Below are 25271 nucleotides of genomic sequence, written 5' to 3' on the forward strand. Positions count from 1 at the left end.
CGATGAATGGAACAGAAAGTCTGGTTTGTGATTGGTACACAGCATCTCTACGGAGCGGAAACCCTGCGCCAGGTTGAGCAGCATGCGCGCCAGGTGATGGACGGCCTGAACCAGGCCGGTACGCTGCCGGTGCCGCTTGAGCTGAAGCCGCTGGTGAAATCACCGGATGAAGCGCTGGCGCTGTGCCGCGAGGCCAATCACGACAGCCAGTGCGTCGGTATCATTACCTGGCTGCATACCTTTTCGCCGGCAAAAATGTGGATTGGCGGACTGAGTATTTTGCATAAGCCGCTGCTGCAGTTTCACACCCAGTTCAATGCGGAAATTCCGTGGGACAGCATGGACATGGACTTCATGAACCTGAACCAGACCGCGCACGGCGGCCGTGAGTTCGGCTTCATTGGCGCGCGCATGGGTCTGCAGCACAGCGTAGTGACCGGTCACTGGCAGGATAAAACCAGCCAGCAGCGTATCGCGCGCTGGATCAATGCCGCCCTGGCGAAGCAGGCCAGCCAGCATCTGAAAGTGGCGCGCTTCGGTGACAATATGCGCGAAGTGGCGGTCACCGAAGGCGATAAAGTGGCAGCGCAGATTCAGTTTGGCTATGCGGTTAACGGCTGGGGCGTCGGCGATCTGGTTGAGGTGGTGAACAGCGTCAGCGACGGTGATGTCAACGCGCTGGTCGACGAATATGAGAGCCAGTATCTGTTCAGCGCAGCGGCGTCTGTAAACGGCGACAAGCGGCAGAATGTGCTGGATGCCGCACGCATTGAGCTGGGCCTGAAGCGCTTCCTCGATAGCGAAGGCTGTAAAGCCTTTACCACCAATTTCCAGACGCTGCACGGTATGACCCAGCTGCCCGGTCTGGCGGTTCAGCGCCTGATGGCTCAGGGCTACGGTTTCGCCGGTGAAGGCGACTGGAAAACCGCCGCGCTGCTGCACATCCTGAAAGTGCAGGCCGGCACGCGCGCCGGTGGCACCTCGTTTATGGAGGATTACACCTACCACTTCGCGCCGGGCAACGAGCTGGTACTGGGCTCGCACATGCTGGAAGTGTGCCCGTCGATCGCCAAAGAGGAGAAGCCGCTGATTGATGTGCAGTTCCTCGGCATTGGCGGCAAAGCCGATCCGGCGCGTCTGATTTTCTCGACGCCGGCGGGTCGCGCGGTGAACGCCAGCGTCATCGACATGGGCGACCGCTTCCGTCTGCTGGTCAACGTGGTCGATACCATTGAACAGCCGCAGGCGCTGCCGAAGCTGCCGGTGGCACGTGCGCTGTGGCGCGCACAGCCGTCGCTGGCCACCGCTTCTGAAGCGTGGATCCTGGCGGGCGGCGCACACCATACGGTGTTCAGCCAGGCGCTGGATGTTGAGGATATGTACCTGTACGGCGAACTGCACGGCATTGAAGTGCTGGTGATTGATGACGAGACGCGCCTGCCAGCCTTCAAAAATGCGCTGCGCTGGAACGACGCGTACTACCGCCTGAAACGTTAATTGCCTGAAAATTGAAGTAAGCCGCGAGTGTATCGCGGCTTTTTTTATGGCGAAACTGGGTCCAGTCAACAACGGCAGGCGTTACGTAAAGCCGGCATGAATACCGCCCTGTCGCCCCGGCCGCCCTGGTTTCCTTAATGCAGGTTGGTTGCGCTTTTACCGGAGCCGAATTTGCATCAGCCATTAAGCGTCGTACTGACTACAGCAATGACAATCTCACTTGCACCATCAAGGCCAGCCCGAATAGCAAAGCGTCCGCGCCAGGGATGGCGCGGCCGATCGGCATGGATGCGGGGTTTCTTTGCGATCGGGCTGGCCTTGATGGGGCCGGGCACTCAATTAACAGCAAACCCACCAAACTTTCACGACTCTGAGCGCTAAAACAGCAACCCCACCCAACATCCACGAATCTGTGCATAAAAAAAGGTGCGCCAGTTTGCGCACCTCTTAAAAGACACATGCGATCACAACTAAGACGTTAAACGCTTAACCGGCGCGTTCTGCTGGCGGTCCCACATCACCGTCAGCAGACGCTGCAGCGCAATAAAGGCAAACAACAGGATACCGATGGCGATTTTGGTCCACCACGAACTCAGCGTGCCGTCGAAGTTAATCCATGTCTGAATCAACCCCTGAATCAGCACCCCGAACAGCGTGCCCAGCACCGTACCGACGCCCCCCGACAGCAGCGTACCGCCAATCACCACCGAAGCAATGGCATCCAGCTCGACGCCCAGCCCGGCCAGCGCGTAGCCGGCCGAGGTGTAAATGGAAAATACGATGCCTGCCAGCGTCGCCAGCGTGGTCGACAGCATATAAATCTTAATCGTGGTGGCACGCGTTGAAACGCCCATCAGCTGAGCCGACGTCAGATTGCCGCCAATGGCGTACACCTGATTACCGAAGCGCGTACGGTGCGCCAGCAGAATGCCCCCCGCTACCACCACCAGCATAATCACCGCCAGCAGGCTGAGACGTCCGCCGCCGGGAATTTTCCACGCCAGGCTCGACAGCGTGGTATACAGCGGATGATCGATAGGAATCGAGTTCTCCGACACCAGATAGCTGCAGCCGCGCAGGAAAAACATCCCGGCGAGCGTGATGATAAAGGCCGGGATTTTTAATGCATCAATCAGCCAGCCCATCATGGCACCAAACAGCGCGCCTGCCGCCAGAATCAGCGCAAAGGCCAGCAGCGGATCGACATGGTAGTCGCCGATGATGCGCGCCAGAAACACGCCGGTGAAAGCGATCACCGCGCCAACGGACAGATCGATGCCGCCGGACAAAATCACAAACGTCATGCCGACGGCGATGATGCCGAGAAACGCATTATCAGTGAGGATGTTGCAAATCACCCGTGTTGAGGCAAAGCCGGGAAACTGGCTGAGGCAGAACAGGTAACCCGCGACAAACACCAGCAGGGTAATCATTAACGGTAAATGACGCTTGATCATGGTTTACGTCTCCCCTTCAGCATGGCGATAAAGCGCGGCGACTGCAGCAGCAGAACGCACATCACCACCACCGCTTTCACCACCTGGTTCAGCTCTGGCGGAAAACCTGACAGCAGTATTCCGGTATTCATTGACTGGATAATCAGCGCGCCAACCAGCGACAGCACCAGGTTAAAACGCCCGCCCATAAGCGAGGCGCCACCAATCACCACCGCCAGAATGGCGTCCAGTTCCAGCCACAACCCGGCATTATTGGCATCGGCACCGCGAATATCGGCGGCGACAATCAGCCCGGCTACCGCCGCGCACACGCCGCTGATGGCATAGGTGGACATCACCACCAGCCAGCCGGTCACCCCGGCATTGCGCGCCGCGCGCAGGTTGATGCCTACCGCTTCGATGAACAGGCCAAGCGCGGTTTTGCGCGTCAGCAGCCACACCGCCACGGCCACCAGCAGGGTAATCCACACCGGTACCGGCAGCAGCCACAGCGAACCGCTGCCAAACCACGCGAGACTGTCACTATTAAAGGTGACGATCTGTCCCTGGGTGATCAGCTGCGCGATGCCGCGCCCGGCCACCATCAGAATCAGCGTGGCGACAAACGGCTGAATCTTCAGCAGGGCCACCAGCACGCCGTTCCACAGGCCGCACAGCAGCCCGGTGCCGAGCGTAGCCAGAATAATAAAACTCAGGCTGTGCCCCGCCACCGTCAGCGTCGCCGCCGTCGCGCCGGCAATCGCCATCACCGCGCCTACCGACAGATCGATCCCGCCGGTGGCGATCACCAGCGTCATACCAATCGCCAGCAGCGCCACCGGTGCGGCGCGGTTGAGAATGTCAATCGGGCTGCCGAACAACCGCCCGTCCTGAATGTGAATAGCAAAAAAGTTATTCGCCACCAGGCTGTCGATCAGCAGCACCAGAATCAGCGCGACGATCTGCGGCATGCCCGGCGGCAGCTTCGGCTTCCGCCGTTCCGGTTTTTCGTGTGTCATAGGCGATTCAAGCATGTTGTGCTCCTCCGTCCGCGATGGCGTTGACGATCGACGCCACCGACAGCTGTTCCAGCGGAATTTCGGCGACCTGCTTCAGATCGCGCATGATCAGCACGCGATCGGCATAGCCCACCAGCTCTTCCAGTTCAGAGGAGATGACCAGCAGCGCCAGTCCGTCGGCGCACAGGGACTCAATCAGCCGAATGATCTCGGCGTGGGCGCCCACGTCGATACCGCGCGTCGGCTCATCCAGAATCAGAAACTGTGGTTTAGTCACCAGCCAGCGTGACAGCAGCACCTTCTGCTGGTTGCCACCCGACAGCAGCTCCACCGGCTGGTCGGCGTGCGGCGTGCGAATACCCAGGCTCTTGATAAAACGCTCGGCTATCGCCTGCTGCTCACGGCGTTTGATCGGCCGCAGCCAGCCACGCTGCGCCTGCAGCGCCAGAATGATGTTTTCCCGCACCGAGGCCGCGCCGATAATGCCGTCAGTTTTACGATCTTCCGGGCAGAAGCCCATGCCGAGACGCGAGGCTTTGGCCGGCGTGCGGATGTGCTGCACTTTGCCTTTGATGGTGGCGGTACCGCGATCGGCGCGGCGGATGCCAAACAGCACCTCGGCGGTCTCGGTGCGCCCGGAGCCAAGCAGCCCGGCCAGCCCCACCACTTCGCCCGGCCGTACCTGCAGGCTAAACGGTTCAATGGTGCCTTTCTTACCGTAATCCTCAAACGACACCACCGGCTGATTGCTGCGTAACGTGCTGCCCTGGCGCTGCAGTGCGGTTTCCAGCAGCTCTCGCCCCAGCATCAGCTTGATCAGCTCAATCTGCGGCAGCGTAGCGGTGTCCCGCGTGGCGATAAACTGGCCGTTGCGCAGTACGGTAATCCGGTCGGTAATACGGTACACCTGGTCGAGAAAGTGGGTGACGAAAATCAGGCTCATGCCTTTGGCTTTCAGCTGCGCCATCAGGGTAAACAGCATCTCCACTTCGCTGGCATCGAGGCTGGCAGTTGGTTCATCCAGAATCAGTACCTGCGCGGAGAGAGCGACTGCGCGGCAGATCGCAATGATCTGCTGCATCGCCACCGAGTAGTGGCCGAGCGGACGCGTCACATCCAGCGCGAAGCCGTAGTTGCGCATCAGCGCATCGGCGTCGCGCACCATGCGCTTGCGATCGATCATGCCGAAGCGGCGCGGCTCGCGGCCAATGTAGAGGTTATCCGCCACCGACATATTCGGCAGCAGATTCACTTCCTGATAAACGGTGCCAATGCCCATCTGCTGTGCATCGGCGGTACTGTGCGGCGCAATCACCGCGCCGTTGAGGGTAATGGTGCCGGCATCCCGCGTGTAGACGCCGGTCAGCACTTTAATCAGGGTCGATTTCCCCGCGCCGTTCTCACCCAGCAGCGCCATAATTTCGCCCTTGCGGATGCTGAACGACACGTTATCCAGCGCTTTGACGCCGGGAAAGCCTTTGCTGATGCCGTTGAGGCTCAGCAGGGGTGTTTCATCGTAGCTGCTCATCAGATTCTGCCTCGCTTACGTCATAAAAACCGCCCCGAAGGGCGGTTGCGGGGATCAGTAACCCATGCCTTTTTTCTTATCCAGCTCCGCCTGAGCGTCAGCCGGTAAGAACAGTTTTGATTCGGTTTTGATGATTTTCGGCGGCAGCGTGCCGTCTTTTTTGAATTTCTCCAGCGCGTCAAACGCCGGGCCAGCCATGTCCGGCGTCAGCTCAACGTTGGCGTTGGCCTCGCCGGCCAGCATCGCTTTGTAGATATCCGGTACACCATCAATCGAGCCGGTAAGAATATCTTTGCCCGGCTTCAGGCCGGCTTCTTTAATTGCCTGGATGGCGCCGATCGCCATGTCGTCGTTATGCGCATACACCATGCAGATGTTTTTGCCGTTGTTCTCGGCTTTGATGAAGCTCTCCATCACCTCTTTACCCTTACTGCGGGTAAAGTCACCGGACTGCGAGCGAATCACTTTGATGTTGTTATGGCCGGCGATGGCTTCGGCAAAGCCTTTCTTACGGTCGATCGCCACGCTGGCACCGACGGTACCCTGCAGTTCCACCACCTTACACTGCTTGTCACCGACGGTTTTCACCAGCCAGTCACCAATCAGTTTGCCTTCCAGCACGTTGTCGGCCGTCACCACCGCCATGTACAGCGATTTATCTTTCACCACGATGGCGCGGTCCAGCAGGAACACCGGGATTTTGGCGTCTTTGGCCTCTTCCAGCACCGGTTCCCAGCCAGTCTGAACCACTGGCGCGATAAAGATGGCGTCAACGCCCTGAGCGATAAACGAGCGCACCGCTTTGATCTGGTTCTCCTGCTTCTGCTGACCATCGGCAATTTTCAGGGTGATACCGCGCTTTTGCGCTTCACTTTTTGCCACGTTGGTTTCGGCCGAACGCCAGCCGGATTCAGAACCGACCTGCGAGAAGCCCACCGTCATGTCGGCAGCCAGAACCGATGTGCTGAGTGCGGCGCTGACCATGGTGGTCAAGAGTAAACGTTTCCACATAATTTTCATTCCTCTGAAGGGAGTGTGCTGTAGGGGTACAAACGCGCTTCAAGCCTGGCGCAATTGCGCTAAAACAAGCGCGACACACCTCACAAAACAGAATGAATTAAAGGGGTTACGCGCATCAGCGTGTCAGACAGCTGACTCAGCTTATGGACAAAACGCCTGAACTTTATGTCAGCGGAGGTTAAATAACTGTAATAAACAGAAGCGGTTATGACCGCAGGCACTGGAAACGATTACAACGGACACGTAAAGAATGGTTATTCATGCGCGCGGCAGGCAATGTTCTGTTTTGTGATAATTCGCACACTTGCGATTTGACGTTTCATCACAGCTGCACCCTTGTGCGTCACTCGCTACAGATAAATCGCTTTTTCGCGCCTGCTGCGTTTCAAAATAAGCGCAACAAAAGTGCTAAAAATAGCGTCTGGAATACCGTTTAAGGCAGCTGTTAAATTTTCTCACCAGCCCCCGGTTAACGGGGCCAAAAACGCGCCTGACGCGCAGGAAAATGCGCGTTAAAAAAGATAAAAGCGTAAAAAAGTCCCTTTTGATGAGCGAATTAGCGCACGTTGTCTGAATTTTGAATTTTTTTAACCGCGGTGTCTGGACTCTGGCCGCGTGCTCCCTATACTTGAGCACTTCCCCGTTCTCTATCTTTTATGGCAATCATGACTGCGCTCGATTACCTGCTGAAATTTCGTAAAGTGAATAATCTTGAGAGTCTGGAAAAACTCTACGATCACCTCAATTATTCGCTCACTGATGATAACGAGATCATTAATATGTACCGCGCCGCCGATCACCGCCGTGCTGAACTCGCCTCAGGTGGCCGTCTGTATGACCTCGGCTGTGTGCCGAAATCCGTCTGGCGCTACGTGGTGTAAAGCGCGCTTATCTCTGTTTCTGCCCCTGGTGCGCTGTCCGAATCGGGCGTGACCCGTTTGGACATGGTACGCTCTGCCTCGTCTTTTTTCTTACATCAGGATGAACAACATGTCCGAATCGGTAAACCCGCCGCGTATTGCCGGCTGGCTGCTGCTGCCGCTGGCCTGGCTGATTATGACGATGCTGACCAGCGCGCTGGTGGTGGCGCTCTATCTGCGGCCGCTGTTTGACACGGAACTGCGCACCACGCTGTTTTCTCACGCCAGTATTTTAATGACGCAGTGGCTGGTGTCCTTACTCACCGCCGCCGCGGTGTGGCTGTACAGCATCTGGGTGTGCTGGATCTTTTGTCAGCGTTCGCGCCGTCTGCCACGTCACTACATTCTCTGGCTGCTGATGACCGTATTGCTGGCGCTGAAAACCTTCGCTTTTACGCCGGTGGCCGATGGGAAAGCGATCCAGACATTGCTGCTGGCCCTGCTCTCGGCGGCAGTCTTTGTGCCCTACTTCAAACGCTCACAGCGGGTCAAACAGACCTTTATTCAGCCCTGATGACGCTCTTTTCGTCAGGAATTTAATTCTGAGTGCTCTCAGCCAGCGCACGAATCGCGCAAAGGTTGAGATGCACCTCTCAATTCCGGATAATAAACGCCTTTCGGCTTCCCAGGTTAAAAAATGACCGATTACTTACTGCTCTTTATTGGCACAGTGCTGGTGAACAACTTCGTGTTGGTCAAATTCCTCGGCCTTTGCCCTTTTATGGGCGTGTCAAAAAAACTGGAAACGGCCATTGGCATGGGACTTGCCACCACGTTCGTCATTACGCTGGCGTCGATTTGCGCCTGGCTGGTGAATCACCTGATTCTGCTGCCGCTTGATCTGGTGTACCTGCGTACCATGGCCTATATCCTGGTGATTGCGGTAGTGGTGCAGTTCACCGAAATGGTGGTGCGTAAAACCAGCCCGTCGCTGTATCGCCTGCTCGGTATCTTTTTGCCGCTGATCACCACCAACTGCGCGGTGCTGGGCGTGCCGCTGCTGAGCGTCAACCTCAACCACACGTTCCTGCAGGCGGCGCTGTACGGCTTCAGTGCGTCACTCGGCTTTTCGCTGGTGATGGTGCTGTTCGCTGGCATGCGTGAACGTCTGGTGCTGGCCAACGTGCCGGCACCGTTCAAAGGAAACTCCATTGCCCTGATCACCGCTGGCCTGATGGCGCTGGCGTTCATGGGCTTTACCGGTCTGGTGAAATTCTGATATGACCGCGATTTGGATTGCTATTGCTGTTCTGGCGGCGCTGGCACTGGTGTTTGGTGCCCTGCTGGGCTACGCCTCGCGCCGCTTTGAAGTAGAAGAAGACCCGATTGTTGAGCAGATCGATGCGATTCTGCCGCAGAGTCAGTGCGGCCAGTGTGGCTATCCCGGCTGCCGTCCGTACGCCGATGCGGTGGGCAATAACGGTGAAGCCATTAACAAATGTGCGCCGGGCGGCGAACAGACCATGCTGAAGCTGGCCGAACTGCTCAACGTTGAACCGCAGCCGCTGGACGGCGGCGCGGAAGTGCTGACGCCGGTTCGCACCGTGGCGTGGATTGACGAAGCCAACTGCATTGGCTGCACCAAATGTATTCAGGCCTGTCCGGTTGACGCCATCGTCGGTGCCACGCGCGCCATGCACACCGTGCTGAGCGATGTCTGCACTGGCTGCGACCTGTGCGTCGCGCCCTGTCCCACCGACTGTATTGAGATGCGCCCGGTTGCCACCACCACCGCCAACTGGAAGTGGGATCTCGACACCATACCTGTACGGGTGATCCCGGTAGAACATCATGCTTAATCTGTTATCGCTGCTGCGCAAAGAGAAGCTGTGGGATTTCGAAGGCGGCATTCACCCGCCGGAAATGAAAACCCAGTCCAGCGGCACGCCGCTCAGCCAGCTCCCGCTGCCTGAACAGTTCATTATTCCGTTGAAACAGCATATTGGCCACGAAGGCGAAATCTGTGTCGCGCCGGGCGATAAGGTGCTGCGCGGCCAGCCGCTGACCTTTGGCAGCGGCCGGATGCTGCCGGTGCACGCGCCCACTTCCGGCACCATTGAAGCCATCGCGCCACACATGACCGCGCACCCTTCCGGCCTGTCCGAGCTGTGCGTTTTCCTGCGCGCCGATGGCGAAGACCGCTGGATGCCGCTCGATCCGCAGCCGGACTATCGCGCGCTGGGTCGGGACGCGGTAGTGAAACGCATCCACGATGCCGGTATTGCAGGCCTCGGCGGCGCGGGCTTCCCGACCGCCACCAAACTGCGCGGCGGACTGCGTGGCGTCAACACGCTGATCATCAACGCCGCCGAGTGCGAACCTTACATCACGGCGGACGATCGCCTGATGCAGGATTGTGCGGCGGAAGTGCTGGAAGGCTGCCGCATCCTCGCCTGGGTGCTGCAGGCGGAACGCGTGCTGATTGGCATTGAAGATAATAAGCCGGAGGCGATTGCCGCGCTGAAACAGGCGCTGGCCGGTGACCGCGAGTTGCAGCTGCGGGTGATCCCAACCAAATACCCTTCCGGCGGTGCCAAACAGCTGACCAAAATTCTCACCGGGCGGGAAGTGCCGCACGGCGGACGCTCCACCGACATTGGCGTGCTGATGCAGAACGTCGGCACCGCCTGGGCGGTGAAGCGCGCCATTGTCAATGGCGAACCGATTACAGAGCGCGTGGTGACGCTGACCGGCGAGGCCATTGCCCGGCCGCTTAATGTCTGGGGTCGTCTCGGTACCCCGGTAAGCCATCTGTTGCAACAGGTCGGTTTCACGCCGGGCGCGCGCCAGATGGTGATCATGGGCGGGCCGCTGATGGGCTTTACCCTGCCGTCCCTCAACGTGCCGGTGGTGAAGATCACCAACTGTATTCTGGCACCGTCGGCCAGCGAGATGGGGCAACCACAGGAAGAACAGTCCTGCATCCGTTGCAGCGCCTGCGCTGACGCCTGCCCGGCAAAACTGCTGCCGCAGCAGCTGTACTGGTACAGTCAGGGTGGCGATCATGACAAAGCGCGCGCCCATCACATTGATGACTGCATTGAGTGCGGTGCCTGTGCGTATGTCTGTCCCAGCAATATTCCGCTGGTGCAGTATTACCGTCAGGAAAAAGCCGAACTGCGCGCCATCGATCTGGAGGCCAAACGCACCGCCGAAGCCAAAGCACGCTTTGAAGCGCGTCAGGCACGCCTTGAGCGGGAAAAACTGGCGCGGGAAGCGCGCCATGAGCAGGCCAAACAGCGGGTTGCGCGCAGCGATAAAGCCGAGCTGGAAGCGGCAACCGGGCGCGTGAAAGCGCGTCAGGCCAAAACGCCGGAACAGGAAGCCGCCGAACGCGAAGCGCGCCATGCGCAGGCGCTGGCGCAGCAGGCCGAGAAGCAGGCTGAAACCGAACCGCTAAGCCGCCAGGCCATTGACCCGCGCAAGGCCGCCGTGGAAGCCGCCATTGCGCGTGCTAAAGCGAAAAAAGTGGCCGCGCCAGCACAGCCAGCCGCTGACACCACGACCGCAGAAAGCGATCCGCGCAAAGCGGCGGTTGAAGCCGCTATCGCCCGCGCCAAAGCGAAGAAAGCGGCGGCGGCGCAGACGCCGGCCGACGCTGAGCCGGCAGCGGAAACGCCAGCGGCTGAGGTCGATCCGCGCAAAGCGGCGGTCGAGGCGGCGATTGCCCGCGCCAAAGCGAAGAAAGCTGCGGCGGCGCAGACTCAGGCCGATGCTGAGCCAGCTGCGGAAACGCCAGCGGCTGAGGTCGATCCGCGCAAAGCCGCAGTCGAAGCCGCTATCGCCCGTGCCAAAGCGAAGAAAGCTGCCGCCGCGCAGACGCCGGCCAACGCTGAACCGGTAGCGGAAACGCCAGCGGCTGAGGTCGATCCGCGCAAAGCCGCAGTCGAAGCCGCTATCGCCCGTGCCAAAGCGAAGAAAGCCGCGGCCGCAGCGCAGCAGACAGCCGACGCGCCCGCCGCATCCCCTGAAGTGGAGGCCGCTGCCTCTCCTGACTCCGCCGACCCACGCAAAGCGGCGATTGCCGCAGCGGTCGCCCGTGCCAAAGCGCGTAAAGCGCAGCAGCAGCCTTCGACGACTGAGGACTAAATGGCTTTTCGTATTGCAAGTTCGCCTTATACCCATAACCGCCGCAGCACCGGCAACATCATGCTGCTGGTGGTGCTGGCCGCGCTGCCTGGCATGGCGGCACAGTGGTATTTCTTCGGCATCGGCTTCCTGATTCAGGTGCTGCTGGCGGTCGCTACCGCATGGATCACTGAAGGCGTAATTCTGCGCCTGCGTCACGCGCCGGTAGTGCCGACGCTGGCGGATAACTCTGCCCTGCTGACGGCGCTGCTGCTGGGCATCAGCCTGCCGCCGCTGGCGCCGTGGTGGCTGGTGGTGCTCGGTACCGTATTTGCCGTGGTTATCGCCAAGCAACTGTACGGCGGCCTCGGCCAGAACCCGTTCAATCCGGCCATGGTCGGTTATGTGGTACTGCTGATCTCCTTCCCGGTGCAGATGACCAGCTGGCTGCCGCCGGACGTACTGCAGGCGATTAAACCTGGCCTGATGGACTCACTCAGTATGATTTTTACCGGCCACACGCTGGCCGGTGACACCATGCAGCAGTTGCAGCTGGGTGTGGATGGCGTGAGCCAGGCCACGCCGCTGGATACCTTTAAAACCGGCCTGCGCGCCGGGCACAGCGCCGAACAGTTGCTGGCCCAGCCGATTTATGGCGGCGTTCTGGCCGGCCTCGGCTGGCAGTGGGTCAATCTCGGCTATCTGCTCGGCGGCATGCTGCTGCTGGCGAAGAACGCCATTCGCTGGCATATCCCGTTCAGCTTCCTGCTGTCGCTGGCGCTGTGCGCCACGCTCGGCTGGCTGTTCGCGCCGCAGTCGCTGAACTCGCCGCTGGTGCATCTGTTCTCCGGGGCGACCATGCTCGGTGCGTTCTTTATTGCCACCGATCCGGTCACCGCGTCCACTACCAACCGTGGCCGGCTGATTTACGGTGCGCTGATTGGCCTGCTGGTGTGGCTGATTCGCAGCTTCGGTGGCTATCCAGATGGCGTCGCCTTTGCGGTGCTGCTCGCCAACATCTGCGTGCCGCTGATTGACTACTACACGCAGCCGCGCGTGTATGGACATCGCAGGGATTGATGATGATCGAAACCATTCGTAAAAACGCGTTCACGCTGGGCATGTTTGCCGTGATCACCACCGGCGTGACGGCGGTGGTCAACTATGTCACCAAACCGACGGTAGATCACCAGACCGCGCTGCAGCAGAAAAACCTGCTCGACCAGGTGGTGCCCACCGATTTGTACGACAACAATATTCAGCAGGAGTGTCTGCTGGTGACCGATGCCCGCGCGCTCGGCAACGACAAACCGCATCATCTGTATGTGGCGCGCAAAGGAGATCAACCGGTGGCCGCCGCACTTGAGACCACTGCCCCCGACGGCTATTCTGGCGCGATACAGATGCTGGTCGGCGCCGATTTTCACGGCAAAGTGCTGGGCGTACGCGTAATTGAACATCATGAGACGCCGGGTCTGGGTGATAAAATCGAGCTGCGAATTTCCGACTGGATCAACAGTTTTAACGGCAAAGTGGTGCACGGTGCCGACGATAAAGCCTTTGCCGTGAAAAAAGACGGTGGCGAATTTGACCAGTTTACCGGCGCTACCATCACGCCGCGCGCGGTGGTCAACGCCACCAAACGCACGGCGCTGCTGATTGAAACGCTGCCAGCGAAGCTCGCTTCGCTGCCTGAATGTGGAGATGCACCATGAGTGAAGCGAAAAATTTACTGATTGGCGGACTGTGGAAGAATAACTCGGCGCTGGTGCAGCTACTGGGGCTCTGTCCGCTGCTGGCGGTGACCTCAACCGCCACTAACGCGCTGGGCCTCGGACTGGCAACCACGCTGGTACTGACCATCACCAACAGTGCGATTTCCGCTTCGCGCCGCTGGGTGCCGGGTGAAATTCGTATTCCGATCTACGTGATGATCATCGCCTCGGTGGTGAGCTGCGTGCAGATGCTGATCAACGCCTATGCCTATGGCCTGTATCAGTCGCTGGGCATCTTTATCCCGCTGATCGTCACCAACTGCATTGTGGTGGGACGCGCGGAAGCGGTGGCATCGAAAAGCAGTATTCCCCTCTCCGCGCTGGATGGCTTTGCCATCGGTATGGGCGCTACCTGCGCCATGGTGACGCTGGGTTCGATTCGTGAACTGATTGGTAACGGCACGCTGTTCAATGGCGCTGACCAGCTGCTGGGGCCGTGGGCTAAAGCGCTGCGTATTGAAGTGATGCATTTTGATTCACCGATGCTGCTGGCGATGCTGCCGCCGGGTGCGTTTATCGGCCTCGGTATGCTGCTGGCCGGCAAATACCTGATCGATCAGAAAATGAAGCAGCGCGCCGCACGTCAGCTGGACGCTGCTGCTGCCGCGCCGCAGGGCGAAACCGGGAAGGCTGTGTGAATAAGGATAAACGCCTGCAGATCCTCACGCGACTGCGTGACGCCAATCCCCATCCGACCACCGAACTGAATTTCAGCTCACCGTTTGAGCTGCTGATCGCTGTGCTGTTGTCGGCACAGGCAACCGATGTCAGCGTCAACAAAGCCACCGCCCGACTCTATCCGGTGGCCAATACGCCAGCGGCAATGCTGGCGCTCGGCGTGGAAGGCGTTAAAGAGTACATCAAGACCATTGGCCTGTTTAACAGCAAAGCGGAAAACGTCATCAAAACCTGCCGCATCCTGCTGGAGCAGCACGGCGGTGTGGTGCCGGAAGACCGCGCGGCACTGGAAGCCCTGCCCGGCGTCGGGCGCAAAACCGCCAACGTGGTGCTCAATACCGCCTTTGGCTGGCCCACCATTGCCGTGGATACCCACATTTTCCGCGTCAGCAATCGCACCCGCTTTGCGCCGGGTAAAAACGTTGAGGAAGTGGAGCAGAAGCTGCTCAAAGTGGTGCCGGCCGACTTTAAGGTTGACTGCCATCACTGGCTGATTCTGCACGGTCGCTACACCTGCGTGGCGCGTAAACCGCGCTGCGGCTCCTGCCTGATTGAAGATTTGTGTGAGTTCACGGAAAAGACCGACTGATCGGTAACGGCGCGACGCTGCGCGCCGTAGATCGCTTATTAACCGTTATTGCGCCGCCTGCAGCCACGCCACGACCAGCGGTGACAGCCGGTTTTGTAACGCGGCGCGTTCAGACTGGAACAGCGTGGCGACAAAGAACGGATGATCGGTCAGCTCTACCCCGCGCACATCCCCCTCCAGATCCCATGAGGTAATACGCAGATTGCGCGTGGCCAGCGCCTCGCTGAACTCAGCGTTAACGCCAAAGTTGCAGTGATAGCCTTCGTTACTCTGCAGCGCGCCGTAGGCCTGAGCAATACGCGAACCCGGCTCAAACGTGACCTCACCGCGCTGCTCGACCAGCGAGCAGGCCAGTGGCGCAATCACCCAGCGCGCGTCAGGGTCGGTCTCGGCATGACCAGCATCCTCCCAGCCCAGCACGTTGCGCGCGTACTCCACCACCGCATACTGAAAGCCGGCGCACGAGCCTAAAAAGGGTTTACCGCTTTCGCGCGCCCAGCGAATGACGTCGAACACACCGGCATCATTCAGGAAGGGACTGCCAGGCACCACCCAGACGGCATCATAGTCGTGCAGACGCGGCAGATCGATTTCCGGCGTCGCGATCCAGTCGGCGGTTACGTTAAGTGAGAGAGAGGTTGCGGCAAGCTGAACAGCGGGAGGAATAGCCTGGTGCGCGACAGCACTGGCACGGTAATCGCCCACGAGAGCGACACGAACGGACTGCTTCATGATGAGTTCCTTGCAGGGAAAAAACGAGGTTACAGCAATTTCTTCAGGCTGTCTAAGGGCTGGCGATCGGCTATCCATCTTCCCCCTGCCTGGCGCAACAGGTCACTGCCGCCGGGGGCGTTGCAGAGCTTATACAATGAAAGCTGCGATTAAGTGGTGAAATTGTCGGCAAACGGGAGAGCAGCAATCGTTTTCTTTTTTTACATTTCTAATTAATTGATAATTTTGTGCGCAGGATCAACAAATTAGCCTGCGGCGAACTGTCAACCGCTTATTGTGCTCAACAATCAGACAATTGCGCTTACTTCTTCGGCAAAAATCAGGGGATTCATCCATCTGAATGGGCTGGATAATATTATGTCCTGCCCAGAGCAGGAAAAGCAGTTTATCTCAGGAAAATCCATCAACCGATCTGCAACAAGAACAATTATCCTGCTATAATGTCACGCAGTGATATTTAACACTGATTTACAAGTTATTATCCTGGTTATAACCCTGCCTGTAACAAGTATTTCAGCGTGCAGAAAATGCTTGCCCTGTTGGCCTGATTCAGCCAAATTAGGCGCCGTTTTTCCTTTCTAATAACAATGTTGCGCGGGATTACCCAGCCCGACGCAGACTTAATTCCTGTTGTAAAACAGGCGATGTATAAACTGAGGTATACGTGTCAACTGCAAACAAACACACTGATGAGGCGGTAAGCCTTAACGCCTTCCGCCAGCCGAAAGCGTTCTATTTGATCTTCTCCATCGAACTGTGGGAGCGTTTTGGCTACTACGGTCTGCAAGCCATCATGGCGGTCTATCTGGTGAAACAGCTGGGGATGTCCGAAGCGGACTCCATCACCCTGTTCACCTCGTTCAGCGCACTGGTTTACGGCCTGGTGGCCATTGGCGGCTGGCTGGGCGACAAAGTGCTCGGCACCAAACGCGTGATTATTCTCGGCGTCATTGTGCTGGCGCTGGGCTATGCGATGATTGCCTTCTCCGGTCATGACACTACCATGGTGTATGTCGGCATGGCGACCATTGCCGTGGGTAGCGGGCTGTTTAAGGCTAACCCTTCTTCACTGCTGTCGACCTGCTACGAGAAAGACGATCCGCGCATCGACGGTGCCTTCACCATGTTCTACATGTCGATCAACATCGGTTCGCTGTTCTCGATGATGCTGACTCCGTGGCTGGCGGCCAAATATGGCTGGGGCGCGGCGTTTTCGCTGTCGGTGGTGGGCCTGGTGATCACCCTGCTGAACTTCCTGTTCTGCCAGCGCCTGGTGAAGAATTACGGCTCCAAACCAGACTTTGCGCCGCTGCAGGTCGGTAAGCTGCTGATGACCCTTGTCGGCGTGGTTGCGCTGATCGCACTGGCCACCTGGCTGCTGCATCATCAGAGCATTGCCCGCATGACGCTGGGCGTGATCGCGATCGGTATCGTGCTGGTGTTTGCCAAAGAAGCCTTTGCGCTGCACGGTGCGGCACGCCGCAAAATGATCGTTGCATTCCTGCTGATGGTCGAAGCCATTGTGTTCTTCGTGCTGTACATGCAGATGCCAACCTCGCTGAACTTCTTCGCCATCCGTAACGTCGAGCACGCGATTCTCGGTATCACCTTTGAGCCGGAACAGTTCCAGGCGCTCAATCCGTTCTGGATCATGGTGGCCAGCCCGATTCTGGCGGCAGTCTATAACAAGCTTGGCGATAAGCTGCCGATGCCGCACAAGTTTGCCATTGGCATGGTGCTGTGCTCTGCAGCGTTCCTGGTGCTGCCGTTTGGCGCGAAATTCGCGAACCAGGCGGGTATCGTTTCGGTAAACTGGCTGATTCTGAGCTACGCGCTGCAGAGTATCGGTGAGCTGATGATCTCCGGTCTCGGCCTGGCGATGGTGGCGCAGCTGGTGCCGCAGCGTCTGATGGGCTTTATTATGGGCTCCTGGTTCCTCACCACCGCTGGCGCCGCGATGATTGCCGGTAAGGTAGCGAACCTGATGGCGGTGCCGGAAAACGTCACCGATCCTCACGCCTCACTGGCCGTGTATAGCCAGGTGTTCCAGCAGATTGGTATCGCCACTGGCGTAATCGCCCTGCTGATGCTGATTACCGCCCCGCTGCTCAACCGCATGACGCAGGATGACGCGCAGGCAGAACTGAAGCGCGCCAGCGCCAACCAGTAATCGTTTCTGAGCCGGGCTAAGCCCGGCTTTTTTTATCCCCCTTCACAACCCCTGCTTTCCGCTGTAGTTTAAGCAACACGCTTTTTATGCTCGCCTTGCACGGCTGAGATCGGGAATGGCTCATGGACAGATTTGACGAGCTGCAGGTGTTTGTTGCGGTGATTCAGCAGGGCAGCCTGGCTGGCGCGGCGCGCGTATTGCAGCGTTCGCCGCCGGTCATTACCCGCACGCTGAATGCGCTGGAAGCACGTTTCGGTACCACCCTGATTGAACGCACCACGCGCCAGCTGGCTCCCACCGAGAGCGGCTGGCAGCTGTTTGAGCAGGCGCAGCGCTTGCTTAACGATTACCAGAGCGCGCTCGACAGCGCCCACCACAGCGGACTGCACGGCCTGCTGCGCATTACCGCCCCGGTGATGTGTGGCCGTCGCCACGTGATGCCGCTGGTCAATGCCTTTCTGCAACAGCATCCGGAAATGCAAATCGAACTGATTCTAAGCGACAGCTATCAGGACCTGATTGAAAACGGGCTGGATATTGCAGTGCGCATTGGCGAGCTGCAGGATTCGTCGATGGTGGCGCGCAACGTCGGCAGCGTACGCTCGATGCTGGTCGCCAGCCCGGACTACCTTCGCCAGGCCGGAATCCCAGCCCATCCGGCTGAGCTCAGCATGCATGCGCTGGTGGCAGGCGTGCGCCATACCCGTGAGTGGCGCTTCGCGCACGACCTGCGTGTGCGCATCACCCCACGCCTGCGCGTCAATGATATCGCCAGCCAGCTGGATGCATTGCGCAGTGGCCAGGGCATTGGCCGTCTGTTGTCTTATCAGGTGATAGATGAACTGCAGGCTGGCACGCTGATCCGCCTGCTGAGCGAGTGGGAGCCGGCACCGCTGCCGGTGCATCTGGTGGCGCAGCGGGTGAAAAACATGGCGCCCAAGGTACGCTGTTTCTGGGATTTCGCGCTCACGGCACTGCCGCCGCGACTGCAGGCGGCCGCTGAATTTCCCGCGCCCGCCCGCAATTCCTGATCGCTGTCACTGGTAAAAATTTCTGGCAGTTTTATGCTGCTGACATCACAACAACTCATCAGGAGAGGCCATGATGAAACTCTATTGTAAGCCCGGTGCCTGTTCGCTCTCGCCGCATATCGTTGCGCGCGAATGCGGGCTGGATTTTACGCAGGTCAATGTCGATCTGCAGAAGAAAGTCACCGAGCGCGGAGAAGATTACTGGCAGATAAACCCCAAAGGACAGGTTCCCGCGCTGCAGTTTGATGACGGCAGCATACTGACGGAAGGCGTGGCGATTGTGCAGTATCTGGCGGATCTCAAGCCGGATCGCAACCTGCTGGCACCGACCGGCAGCCTGACGCGCTATCACACGCTGGAGTGGCTGAGCTACATCAGCAGCGAATTGCACAAAACCTTTTCCCCGCTGTTCCGTCCGGATACGCCGGAAGAGTACAAAGCCATAGTGCGTGCACAGCTGGAGCAGAAATTTCAGCGCGTTAACGACGCGCTGCAGGATAAACAGTGGCTGATGGGGTTACGCTTTACCGTCGCCGATGTCTATCTGTTTGTGGTTACGCGCTGGGCAAAAGCCATCAAACTGAATCTCGAAGGTTTGAGCGCGCTGGAGGCATGGTTTGCGCGGGTGGACGCACGGCCGGCGGTTCAGGCCGCACTGAAGGCTGAAGGTCTGGTCTGACGCCACAGGCCGGCGTGCTGGCCGGCCTGTTGATTAGCAGCGATTATAGCTGTTCTGCCGCAAAGTGCTGCGTGGGTTGCGCAATCGCATCCTGCGCCGCCACCAGTTGCAGTTCATACTCGCCCATCTCGTGGGTTTTCAGCATCACTTCATATACTGCCGCCGTGACATGTTCCAGCGCATCCTGCAGCGATTTGCCGTGCAGCAGGTCAACCAGCAACAAGCCACTGGTCAGATCGCCAACCCCCACCGGCTGACGCACACCAAAATCCACCAGCGGACGGCTGATGTGCCAGCACTGATCGGCGGTGACCAGCAGCATTTCAAAGCGATCGCTACGGCGTCCGGCGCGCGCCAGGTGTTTCACCAGCACCACGCGCGGCCCCTGCATAATCAATGCGCGAGCGGCAACCACCGCCTGTTCCACGTTAGCGACCGTCTGGCCACTGAGCATCTCCAGCTCCAGCAGGTTCGGCGCGATAAGATCGCTGGCCGGCATCGCCTGCTTGCAATGAAACTCCGCCACGCCGGGCGCGACGATACAGCCTTTTTCCGGATGGCCCATCACCGGATCACAGAAATACCAGGCGTCAGGATTCGCCGCCTTCACCATACGCACGATTTCCAGGATCTGTTCGCCCTGCTCCGCCGAGCCGAGATAGCCGCTCAGCACTGCATCGCAGGTTTTCAGACGATCGATGGCGGCGATCCCGCTGACGATATCGGTCAGATGGGTGGCGGGCATGACGGTGCCGGTCCAGTGACCATACTGGGTGTGATTGGAAAACTGCACAGTGTTTAACGGCCAGACGTTGGCGCCCATGCGTCGCATCGGGAATTCGGCCGCGCTGTTACCGGCGTGGCCATAAACCACGTGAGACTGGATTGCGAGGATATTTTTCATTATTGCCCTGTACTGCTTGCCATAAAAAAGGGCCGGAGACCGGCCCTTGCACCTTACTGCCAGCTAATCAGGCAGTAGTGTTTTTTGCCGCGACGCAGCAGCGTGTAACGACCAAACAGTTTGTCGCTGTCGCTGAAACGATACTCGGCATCAGACTGTTTCTCACCGTTGACAGACACCGCGTTGGAGCCAATCATGGTGCGCGCCTGGCCGCGTGACGGCACCAGTTCCGCCGCCACCAGCGCCTGTTGCAGATCGTCGTCCGCATTCAGGCTAATGGTCGGCATGCCATCCTGTGCCAGCTGCTCAAAGTCCGCTTCGGTCATATCGCTCAGGCTGCCGGAGAACAGGCTGTCGGTGATGCGCTTCGCCGCGCTCAGACCGCTTTCGCCGTGCACCAGACGCGTCACCTGCTCAGCCAGCACATACTGCGCGCGCGGCGCTTTGCCACTGGTTTTGTCTTCTTCTTCCAGCGCATTGATCTCTTCAATGCTCATGAAGGTGAAGAACTTCAGGAAACGATAGACGTCGGCGTCGGCGGTGTTGATCCAGAACTGGTAGAACTTGTACGGACTGGTTTTCTTCGCATCCAGCCATACCGCGCCACCTTCGGTTTTACCAAATTTGGTGCCGTCCGACTTGGTGATCAGCGGCACCGTCAGTCCCCACGCCTGCTGCTGATGCAGACGACGCGTCAGATCGATGCCGGAGGTGATGTTACCCCACTGGTCGGAGCCGCCAATCTGCAGCACCACGTCGTAGCGCTTGTTCAGTTCGGCAAAGTCGTAACCCTGCAGCAGGTTGTAGGAAAACTCGGTGTAGGAGATGCCCTGATCTTCACGGTTCAGGCGCATCTTCACCGCTTCACGGTTGATCATCTGGTTGACCGAGAAGTGCTTACCGATATCGCGCAGGAAGGTCAGCACGTTCATGCTGCCAAACCAGTCATAGTTGTTGGCCGCGATGGCGCTGTTGTCGCCGCAGTCAAAATCGAGGAAAGGCGCAACCTGTTTGCGGATCTTCTCTACCCACTCGTTGACTGTTTCCGTGGTATTGAGTTTACGTTCGGCCGCTTTAAAGCTGGGATCGCCGATCAGGCCGGTGGCACCGCCGACCAGGGCCACCGGCTTGTGGCCGGCATCCTGGAAACGTTTCAGGCACAGCAGCGGCACCAGATGGCCCAAGTGCAAGCTATCAGCGGTGGGATCAAAGCCGCAATAGAGTGCAATTGGCCCTTGCGCCAGCCGCTCTGCTAACGCTTCCTCGTCCGTTACCTGGGCTACTAAGCCTCTCTCTTGCAATTGTTGTATCAGGTTACTGCTGGTCATCACTGACTCCAAATTGATCAGACTGCACCTATGCTGGTACACAGCTGTCCGCTGACGTGCGGATACGAAAAAAATGAGGGCTATAGCATAAAGCGCTGACGAGCCGTGCGCCAGCGCTGAAAGGGGATAAAACGCAGTTTTACGGTGCTAAACGGTCGATTGTCCAGCCGCTGCCATCACGCTGATAAAGGAAGCGGTCATGCAGGCGATGTTCGCCGCCCTGCCAGAACTCCATGGTGTGGAATCTGACGCGGAATCCGCCCCAGAAACTCGGCAGCGGCACTTCCCCCTGCTGAAACTTCTGCTTCAGCTCAAGGAATTTGCCCTCGAGCACGCCGCGCGCGGAAATCCGGCTCGACTGTTTCGATACCCAGGCACCAATCTGGCTGTCTCGCGGACGGCTGTGGAAGTACTTCAGCACTTCCAGCGGCGATAGTTTCTCCACTTCGCCCAGCACCATTACCTGACGCTCAAGGAAGTGCCAGGGGAAATGCAGGGAAATGCGCGGATTGTCCGCCAGCTGCAGCGCTTTACGGCTGCCGAGGTTGGTGTAAAACACCATGCCCTGCTCATCGTAGTGTTTAAGCAGGACGATGCGCTGATAGGGCTGGCCGCTGCTGTCCACCGTCGCCACCGTCATGGCGGTGGGATCGGGCAGCTGCGCGGCGCACGCCTGCTGCAGCCACTGCTCAAACAGCGCCAGAGGAGTATCTGGCAAATCTTTGCGCCGCAGCCCGCCGCGCGTGTACTCCCGACGCAGGTGGGCAATGTGTTGCAAGCTGTCACTGTCGCTCATGCTGGTATCCCGGTTCTCTCTTACTGTGCGGAGGCATCCGCGTTCTGCAGTTCACAATCATTAATCACGATTTTATCGTTGCGTTCAACAAAGGCGCGATTGCCTTTTGACCAGAAAACGTAGGTCCCATCGCTGTAGCGCGCGCCGGAGGCAGACACCGTCTGGGTCAGCGTGAGTGGTTTGCCGTCCAGAATAAAGCTCACCTGCTGCTTCGCGTTGTCCAGATTGACCGTCAGCGGCAGCGTGCCACACTGGTAATGTAACGTCTCTGGCGCGGGTGCGGGTTTATGCCAGATACCACAGCCGCTGAGTAAGGTCAGGGTGCCGGCCAGCACGATCATCTTCTTCATGTTTGCTCCTTAACGTATTGCATGGGGATTGGCGGGATAGATGGCGCCCAGCACGCTCATTTCGCGCGCGCCGGTCACCGCCGGCAGATTGCCCGGCAGCCCGGACAGGGTGCGGAACGCCAGCCAGGCAAAGGCCAGCGCCTCCATATCATCACCGCTGATACCGGCCTGATCGGTGGTGCCCACCTCAGTGCCGGACAGATGCGCGGCCAGCCGCGCCATCAGCAGCGGATTGCGACTGCCGCCGCCGCAAACCAGCAGACGATCGCAGCCATCGTTGAGCTGAACCTGATGGGCAATGGTCAGCGCGGTCAGCTCGCACAGCGTTGCCTGCACATCCTGCGGGGCCAGCGCCGGGAAGCGCTGCAGCTGCTGTTCTACCCAGCCCAAGTTAAAGTATTCCCGACCGGTGCTTTTGGGTGGCGGCAGCGCAAACCACGGATCGCCGAGCATCTGCTCCAGCAGCGCGGGCACGACCTGGCCACTGCGCGCCCAGCCGGCATCTTTATCAAACGGCAGGCCTTTGTGGCGCCAGATCCACGCATCCATCAGCATATTGCCCGGCCCGGTATCAAAGCCGCGCACCGGCTGACCGGGGATCAGCAGCGACAGATTGGCGATGCCGCCAATATTCAGCACCATGCGCCGTTCAACGCTGTCCATCAGCAGCGCCTGGTGAAAAGCCGGTACCAGCGGCGCGCCCTGGCCGCCCAGCGCCATGTCGCGGCGGCGAAAATCGCCCACCACCGTAACGCCGGTCGCGGCAGCGATCTGGTTATTGTCGCCAATTTGCAGCGTATTCGGTGCCGCCGACTGCGGCTCGTGCCACACCGTCTGGCCGTGGCAGCCAATCGCCATGATATCGCTGGCCTCCAGCGCCTGCTGCTGCATCAGCGTCAGTACGGCTTCCGCAAACAGCTGGCCGAGCCGGGTATCAAGCTGACCGAGCTGGGACAGCGTCAGCGTCTGTCCCTGACAAATCGCCAGCACCTGCTGACGCAGCGCCAGCGGGATGGGATGGCAGTAGCTGGCCTGTTGCGCCACCATATGCTGGTCGATCGCGGCCAGCACGACGTCTACGCCGTCCAGGCTGGTGCCGGACATCACGCCGATATAGCGTCCTGATTTCATAGCGCTTCCTTACCCGTTTGCGGGCCTGCAATGCATCTGTGTTTAGCCTGGCAAATTACCGGGGCTAATTCTATGATAAATTTCCGCTTTTCAACTGCGCTGCGACACGCATTCCGGCAGCAAACTATTTTCATCCGGCAATTGAATTTTTGTTGATGGGCGGTGGTCTATGCTTCGGCCCAGCCGCATATTGTTCGGACATCGCGTCAATTGACCATTTTCTGACTTATACTGTTGCAGTACAGGACGAGAATATGGCGTTTTTTTGCATTAAGGAGCTTTCTCATGATTAAGCGTTTCGTAGCCGTAGCCCTGGCGGGTATCACGCTGGCTGGCTGTGTTAATAACGATACCCTTTCCGGCGATGTTTACAGCGCCAGCGAAGCCAAGCAGGTTCAAAGCGTCTCATACGGTACGCTGGTATCCGTGCGTCCGGTAAAAATTCAGGGCGGCGATGACAGTAATGTGATCGGTGCCATTGGCGGTGCGGTGCTGGGTGGTTTCCTCGGTAACACCATCGGCGGCGGCGCGGGGCGCAGTCTGGCAACGGCCGGCGGTGCGGTACTGGGCGGCGTAGCCGGTCAGGGCGTGCAGGGTGCGCTCAACAAATCTGACGGCGTAGAGCTGGAGATCCGTAAGGATGACGGCAATACCATTATGGTGGTGCAGAAGCAGTCCGCCAGCCGTTACTCGGTCGGCCAGCGCGTGGTGATGGCCTCCAACGGCAGCCAGGTCACCGTCTCTCCGCGCTAAGCGCACAGATAAAAAAAACCGACGCCAGTGCGTCGGTTTTTTTATTTCTCGCGGTTCTGCAACTCGAGAATGTTTTTTTCCAGCCGGGCAATCAGCGTCACCATCTGATTAATCTCTTCGAGGCTGATGCCGGAGAGGATGTCGTCACGCGTCGCGTCGATCACGTTTTCGACCTGCTCAATGATCGGCTCAGCCTGGCGGGTCAGCTTGATGCGCTTGGCGCGGCGATCGTTAGCGCAGGTGGCGCGGGTGATGAGCCCCTTCTCTTCCAGCTGATCCAGCGTACGCACCAGCGACGGCTGCTCAATACCGATGGCTTTCGCCAGCTGAATCTGCGACTGCTCTGGCGGGAGTTGATGAATATTGTGCAACGTCACCCAGTGGGTTTGTGTCAACTCAAGCGGCTTCAGACGCTGGTCGATCAACGCGCGCCAGATGCGCACCAGGCGAGACAGATCTGTTCCAAGCGGCGTATCCATTTCATCTCCTTATAATTAGCTTGCTAGCTATCAAGCCAGATTTTACACTATTCTGCGAGTTTACAGGACAAATTACAAATCCCGGGCCAGACGGCACGCCCGCTGTCTACACTTGATTTAACCGTGCCCGGGTAAAAAGGATGATGCCACGTGTCAATCTTCGCGCTCACCGCGACGGCACCGCTGACCGATCTGGTGTTCGGTGCCTCACTGTTCTTCCCGCCGCTGTTCAAAGCGGTGCTGCTGGGCTTCTTTTTCTGGCTGCTGATTCATCCGCTGCTGCGCGGCTGGATCTACTCCGGCGATGTCTGGCACCCCACCTTAATGGATCTCTCACTGTTTGTTCTGTGCGTGAGCGGCGCACTGTGGATACTGAGCCTCGGATAAA

26 protein-coding genes are annotated in these 25271 nt (G+C 58.7%); 15 read left to right on the forward strand and 11 right to left on the reverse strand.

Features of this window, described 5'->3' with window-relative positions:
• Positions 1-6: 6 nt before the first annotated feature.
• Entirely contained in the window at positions 7-1497 is a 1491-nt protein-coding gene (araA, locus tag AC6I7J_RS10785; RefSeq protein ID WP_498005646.1) for an L-arabinose isomerase, read from the forward strand.
• A 470-nt stretch (positions 1498-1967) separates the two neighbouring features.
• Here araA and yjfF read toward each other — a convergent pair whose 3' ends face one another.
• From yjfF to ytfQ, 4 genes are read right to left on the reverse strand one after another with little or no spacing between them, the layout of a single operon-like run.
• Positions 1968-2954: a galactofuranose ABC transporter, permease protein YjfF gene (gene yjfF / locus AC6I7J_RS10790; protein WP_021506182.1), complete on the reverse strand. Its 987-nt coding sequence runs from the start codon at positions 2952-2954 to the stop codon at positions 1968-1970.
• A complete protein-coding gene (gene ytfT / locus AC6I7J_RS10795) occupies positions 2951-3967 on the reverse strand; it encodes a galactofuranose ABC transporter, ATP-binding protein YtfT (RefSeq protein WP_058758461.1) in 1017 nt (338 codons plus the stop codon). The genes yjfF and ytfT overlap by 4 nt, the downstream gene beginning before the upstream one ends.
• Positions 3960-5480 carry a sugar ABC transporter ATP-binding protein gene (locus AC6I7J_RS10800; protein ID WP_498005648.1) on the reverse strand — a complete coding sequence of 507 codons (1521 nt, stop codon included), beginning with the start codon at positions 5478-5480 and terminating at the stop codon, positions 3960-3962. The genes ytfT and AC6I7J_RS10800 overlap by 8 nt, the downstream gene beginning before the upstream one ends.
• Before the next feature lie 54 nt (positions 5481-5534).
• Complete coding sequence (gene ytfQ, locus AC6I7J_RS10805) at positions 5535-6491, reverse strand: galactofuranose ABC transporter, galactofuranose-binding protein YtfQ (protein ID WP_498005650.1); 957 nt, start codon at positions 6489-6491, stop codon at positions 5535-5537.
• Positions 6492-7165: 674 nt separating this feature from the next.
• Between ytfQ and ydgT the strand changes: the two genes are divergently transcribed.
• From ydgT to nth, 9 genes are all read left to right on the forward strand, one after another.
• Positions 7166-7381: a transcription modulator YdgT gene (ydgT, locus tag AC6I7J_RS10810; protein WP_010618950.1), complete on the forward strand. Its 216-nt coding sequence runs from the start codon at positions 7166-7168 to the stop codon at positions 7379-7381.
• Positions 7382-7490: 109 nt separating this feature from the next.
• Positions 7491-7934: a DUF2569 domain-containing protein gene (locus tag AC6I7J_RS10815; RefSeq protein WP_058758460.1), complete on the forward strand. Its 444-nt coding sequence runs from the start codon at positions 7491-7493 to the stop codon at positions 7932-7934.
• A 123-nt stretch (positions 7935-8057) separates the two neighbouring features.
• Positions 8058-8639, forward strand: coding sequence for an electron transport complex subunit RsxA (rsxA, locus tag AC6I7J_RS10820; protein ID WP_010618951.1), 582 nt, complete (start codon positions 8058-8060; stop codon positions 8637-8639).
• A gap of 1 nt (position 8640) precedes the next feature.
• Positions 8641-9219, forward strand: a complete 579-nt coding sequence (gene rsxB / locus AC6I7J_RS10825; RefSeq protein WP_021506189.1) for an electron transport complex subunit RsxB — start codon at positions 8641-8643, stop codon at positions 9217-9219.
• The gene (gene rsxC / locus AC6I7J_RS10830; RefSeq protein WP_498005652.1) at positions 9212-11509 is read left to right on the forward strand and encodes an electron transport complex subunit RsxC; all 2298 of its coding nucleotides are present in this window, start codon (positions 9212-9214) and stop codon (positions 11507-11509) included. The genes rsxB and rsxC overlap by 8 nt, the downstream gene beginning before the upstream one ends.
• Positions 11510-12568 carry an electron transport complex subunit RsxD gene (gene rsxD / locus AC6I7J_RS10835; RefSeq protein ID WP_058780632.1) on the forward strand — a complete coding sequence of 353 codons (1059 nt, stop codon included), beginning with the start codon at positions 11510-11512 and terminating at the stop codon, positions 12566-12568.
• 2 nt (positions 12569-12570) lie between these two features.
• The gene (gene rsxG / locus AC6I7J_RS10840; protein WP_031279157.1) at positions 12571-13203 is read left to right on the forward strand and encodes an electron transport complex subunit RsxG; all 633 of its coding nucleotides are present in this window, start codon (positions 12571-12573) and stop codon (positions 13201-13203) included.
• On the forward strand, positions 13200-13901 hold the full coding sequence (locus AC6I7J_RS10845; protein WP_498005654.1) for an electron transport complex subunit E: 702 nt from the start codon (positions 13200-13202) through the stop codon (positions 13899-13901). The genes rsxG and AC6I7J_RS10845 overlap by 4 nt, the downstream gene beginning before the upstream one ends.
• The gene (gene nth, locus AC6I7J_RS10850; RefSeq protein ID WP_021506194.1) at positions 13898-14530 is read left to right on the forward strand and encodes an endonuclease III; all 633 of its coding nucleotides are present in this window, start codon (positions 13898-13900) and stop codon (positions 14528-14530) included. Before AC6I7J_RS10845 ends, nth begins: the two co-directional genes overlap by 4 nt.
• Before the next feature lie 45 nt (positions 14531-14575).
• Here the strand turns inward: nth and AC6I7J_RS10855 are convergent, their stop codons facing one another.
• Entirely contained in the window at positions 14576-15262 is a 687-nt protein-coding gene (locus AC6I7J_RS10855) for a CTP synthase C-terminal region-related (seleno)protein (RefSeq protein WP_127834031.1), read from the reverse strand.
• Between the two features lie 664 nt (positions 15263-15926).
• Between AC6I7J_RS10855 and dtpA the strand changes: the two genes are divergently transcribed.
• The 3 genes from dtpA (at position 15927) to gstA (ending at position 19142) form a co-directional block, all read left to right on the forward strand.
• Positions 15927-17432, forward strand: coding sequence for a dipeptide/tripeptide permease DtpA (gene dtpA, locus AC6I7J_RS10860; RefSeq protein ID WP_058757699.1), 1506 nt, complete (start codon positions 15927-15929; stop codon positions 17430-17432).
• A gap of 122 nt (positions 17433-17554) precedes the next feature.
• On the forward strand, positions 17555-18463 hold the full coding sequence (locus AC6I7J_RS10865) for a LysR family transcriptional regulator (RefSeq protein ID WP_058776276.1): 909 nt from the start codon (positions 17555-17557) through the stop codon (positions 18461-18463).
• Between the two features lie 73 nt (positions 18464-18536).
• Positions 18537-19142 carry a glutathione transferase GstA gene (gstA, locus tag AC6I7J_RS10870; RefSeq protein WP_181444756.1) on the forward strand — a complete coding sequence of 202 codons (606 nt, stop codon included), beginning with the start codon at positions 18537-18539 and terminating at the stop codon, positions 19140-19142.
• Between the two features lie 43 nt (positions 19143-19185).
• Here the strand turns inward: gstA and pdxY are convergent, their stop codons facing one another.
• From pdxY to anmK, 5 genes are all read right to left on the reverse strand, one after another.
• On the reverse strand, positions 19186-20046 hold the full coding sequence (gene pdxY, locus AC6I7J_RS10875; RefSeq protein ID WP_498005657.1) for a pyridoxal kinase PdxY: 861 nt from the start codon (positions 20044-20046) through the stop codon (positions 19186-19188).
• Between the two features lie 53 nt (positions 20047-20099).
• Entirely contained in the window at positions 20100-21374 is a 1275-nt protein-coding gene (gene tyrS / locus AC6I7J_RS10880; RefSeq protein WP_414056838.1) for a tyrosine--tRNA ligase, read from the reverse strand.
• A 139-nt stretch (positions 21375-21513) separates the two neighbouring features.
• A complete protein-coding gene (gene pdxH / locus AC6I7J_RS10885; protein ID WP_021506201.1) occupies positions 21514-22170 on the reverse strand; it encodes a pyridoxamine 5'-phosphate oxidase in 657 nt (218 codons plus the stop codon).
• A 20-nt stretch (positions 22171-22190) separates the two neighbouring features.
• Positions 22191-22520, reverse strand: coding sequence for an MliC family protein (locus AC6I7J_RS10890; protein ID WP_498005659.1), 330 nt, complete (start codon positions 22518-22520; stop codon positions 22191-22193).
• Positions 22521-22529: 9 nt separating this feature from the next.
• The gene (gene anmK, locus AC6I7J_RS10895; protein WP_104092879.1) at positions 22530-23651 is read right to left on the reverse strand and encodes an anhydro-N-acetylmuramic acid kinase; all 1122 of its coding nucleotides are present in this window, start codon (positions 23649-23651) and stop codon (positions 22530-22532) included.
• 285 nt (positions 23652-23936) lie between these two features.
• On the opposite strand from anmK, the gene slyB reads away from it, so the two are divergent.
• Entirely contained in the window at positions 23937-24404 is a 468-nt protein-coding gene (gene slyB, locus AC6I7J_RS10900) for an outer membrane lipoprotein SlyB (RefSeq protein ID WP_021506204.1), read from the forward strand.
• A gap of 41 nt (positions 24405-24445) precedes the next feature.
• Here slyB and slyA read toward each other — a convergent pair whose 3' ends face one another.
• Positions 24446-24883, reverse strand: coding sequence for a transcriptional regulator SlyA (slyA, locus tag AC6I7J_RS10905; RefSeq protein WP_010618966.1), 438 nt, complete (start codon positions 24881-24883; stop codon positions 24446-24448).
• A 150-nt stretch (positions 24884-25033) separates the two neighbouring features.
• Here slyA and AC6I7J_RS10910 point away from each other — a divergent pair, with 150 nt between their 5' ends.
• Positions 25034-25270, forward strand: coding sequence for a DUF1656 domain-containing protein (locus AC6I7J_RS10910; RefSeq protein ID WP_021506205.1), 237 nt, complete (start codon positions 25034-25036; stop codon positions 25268-25270).
• Position 25271 lies beyond the last annotated feature (1 nt).

This window comes from Type-C symbiont of Plautia stali (assembly GCF_059730935.1).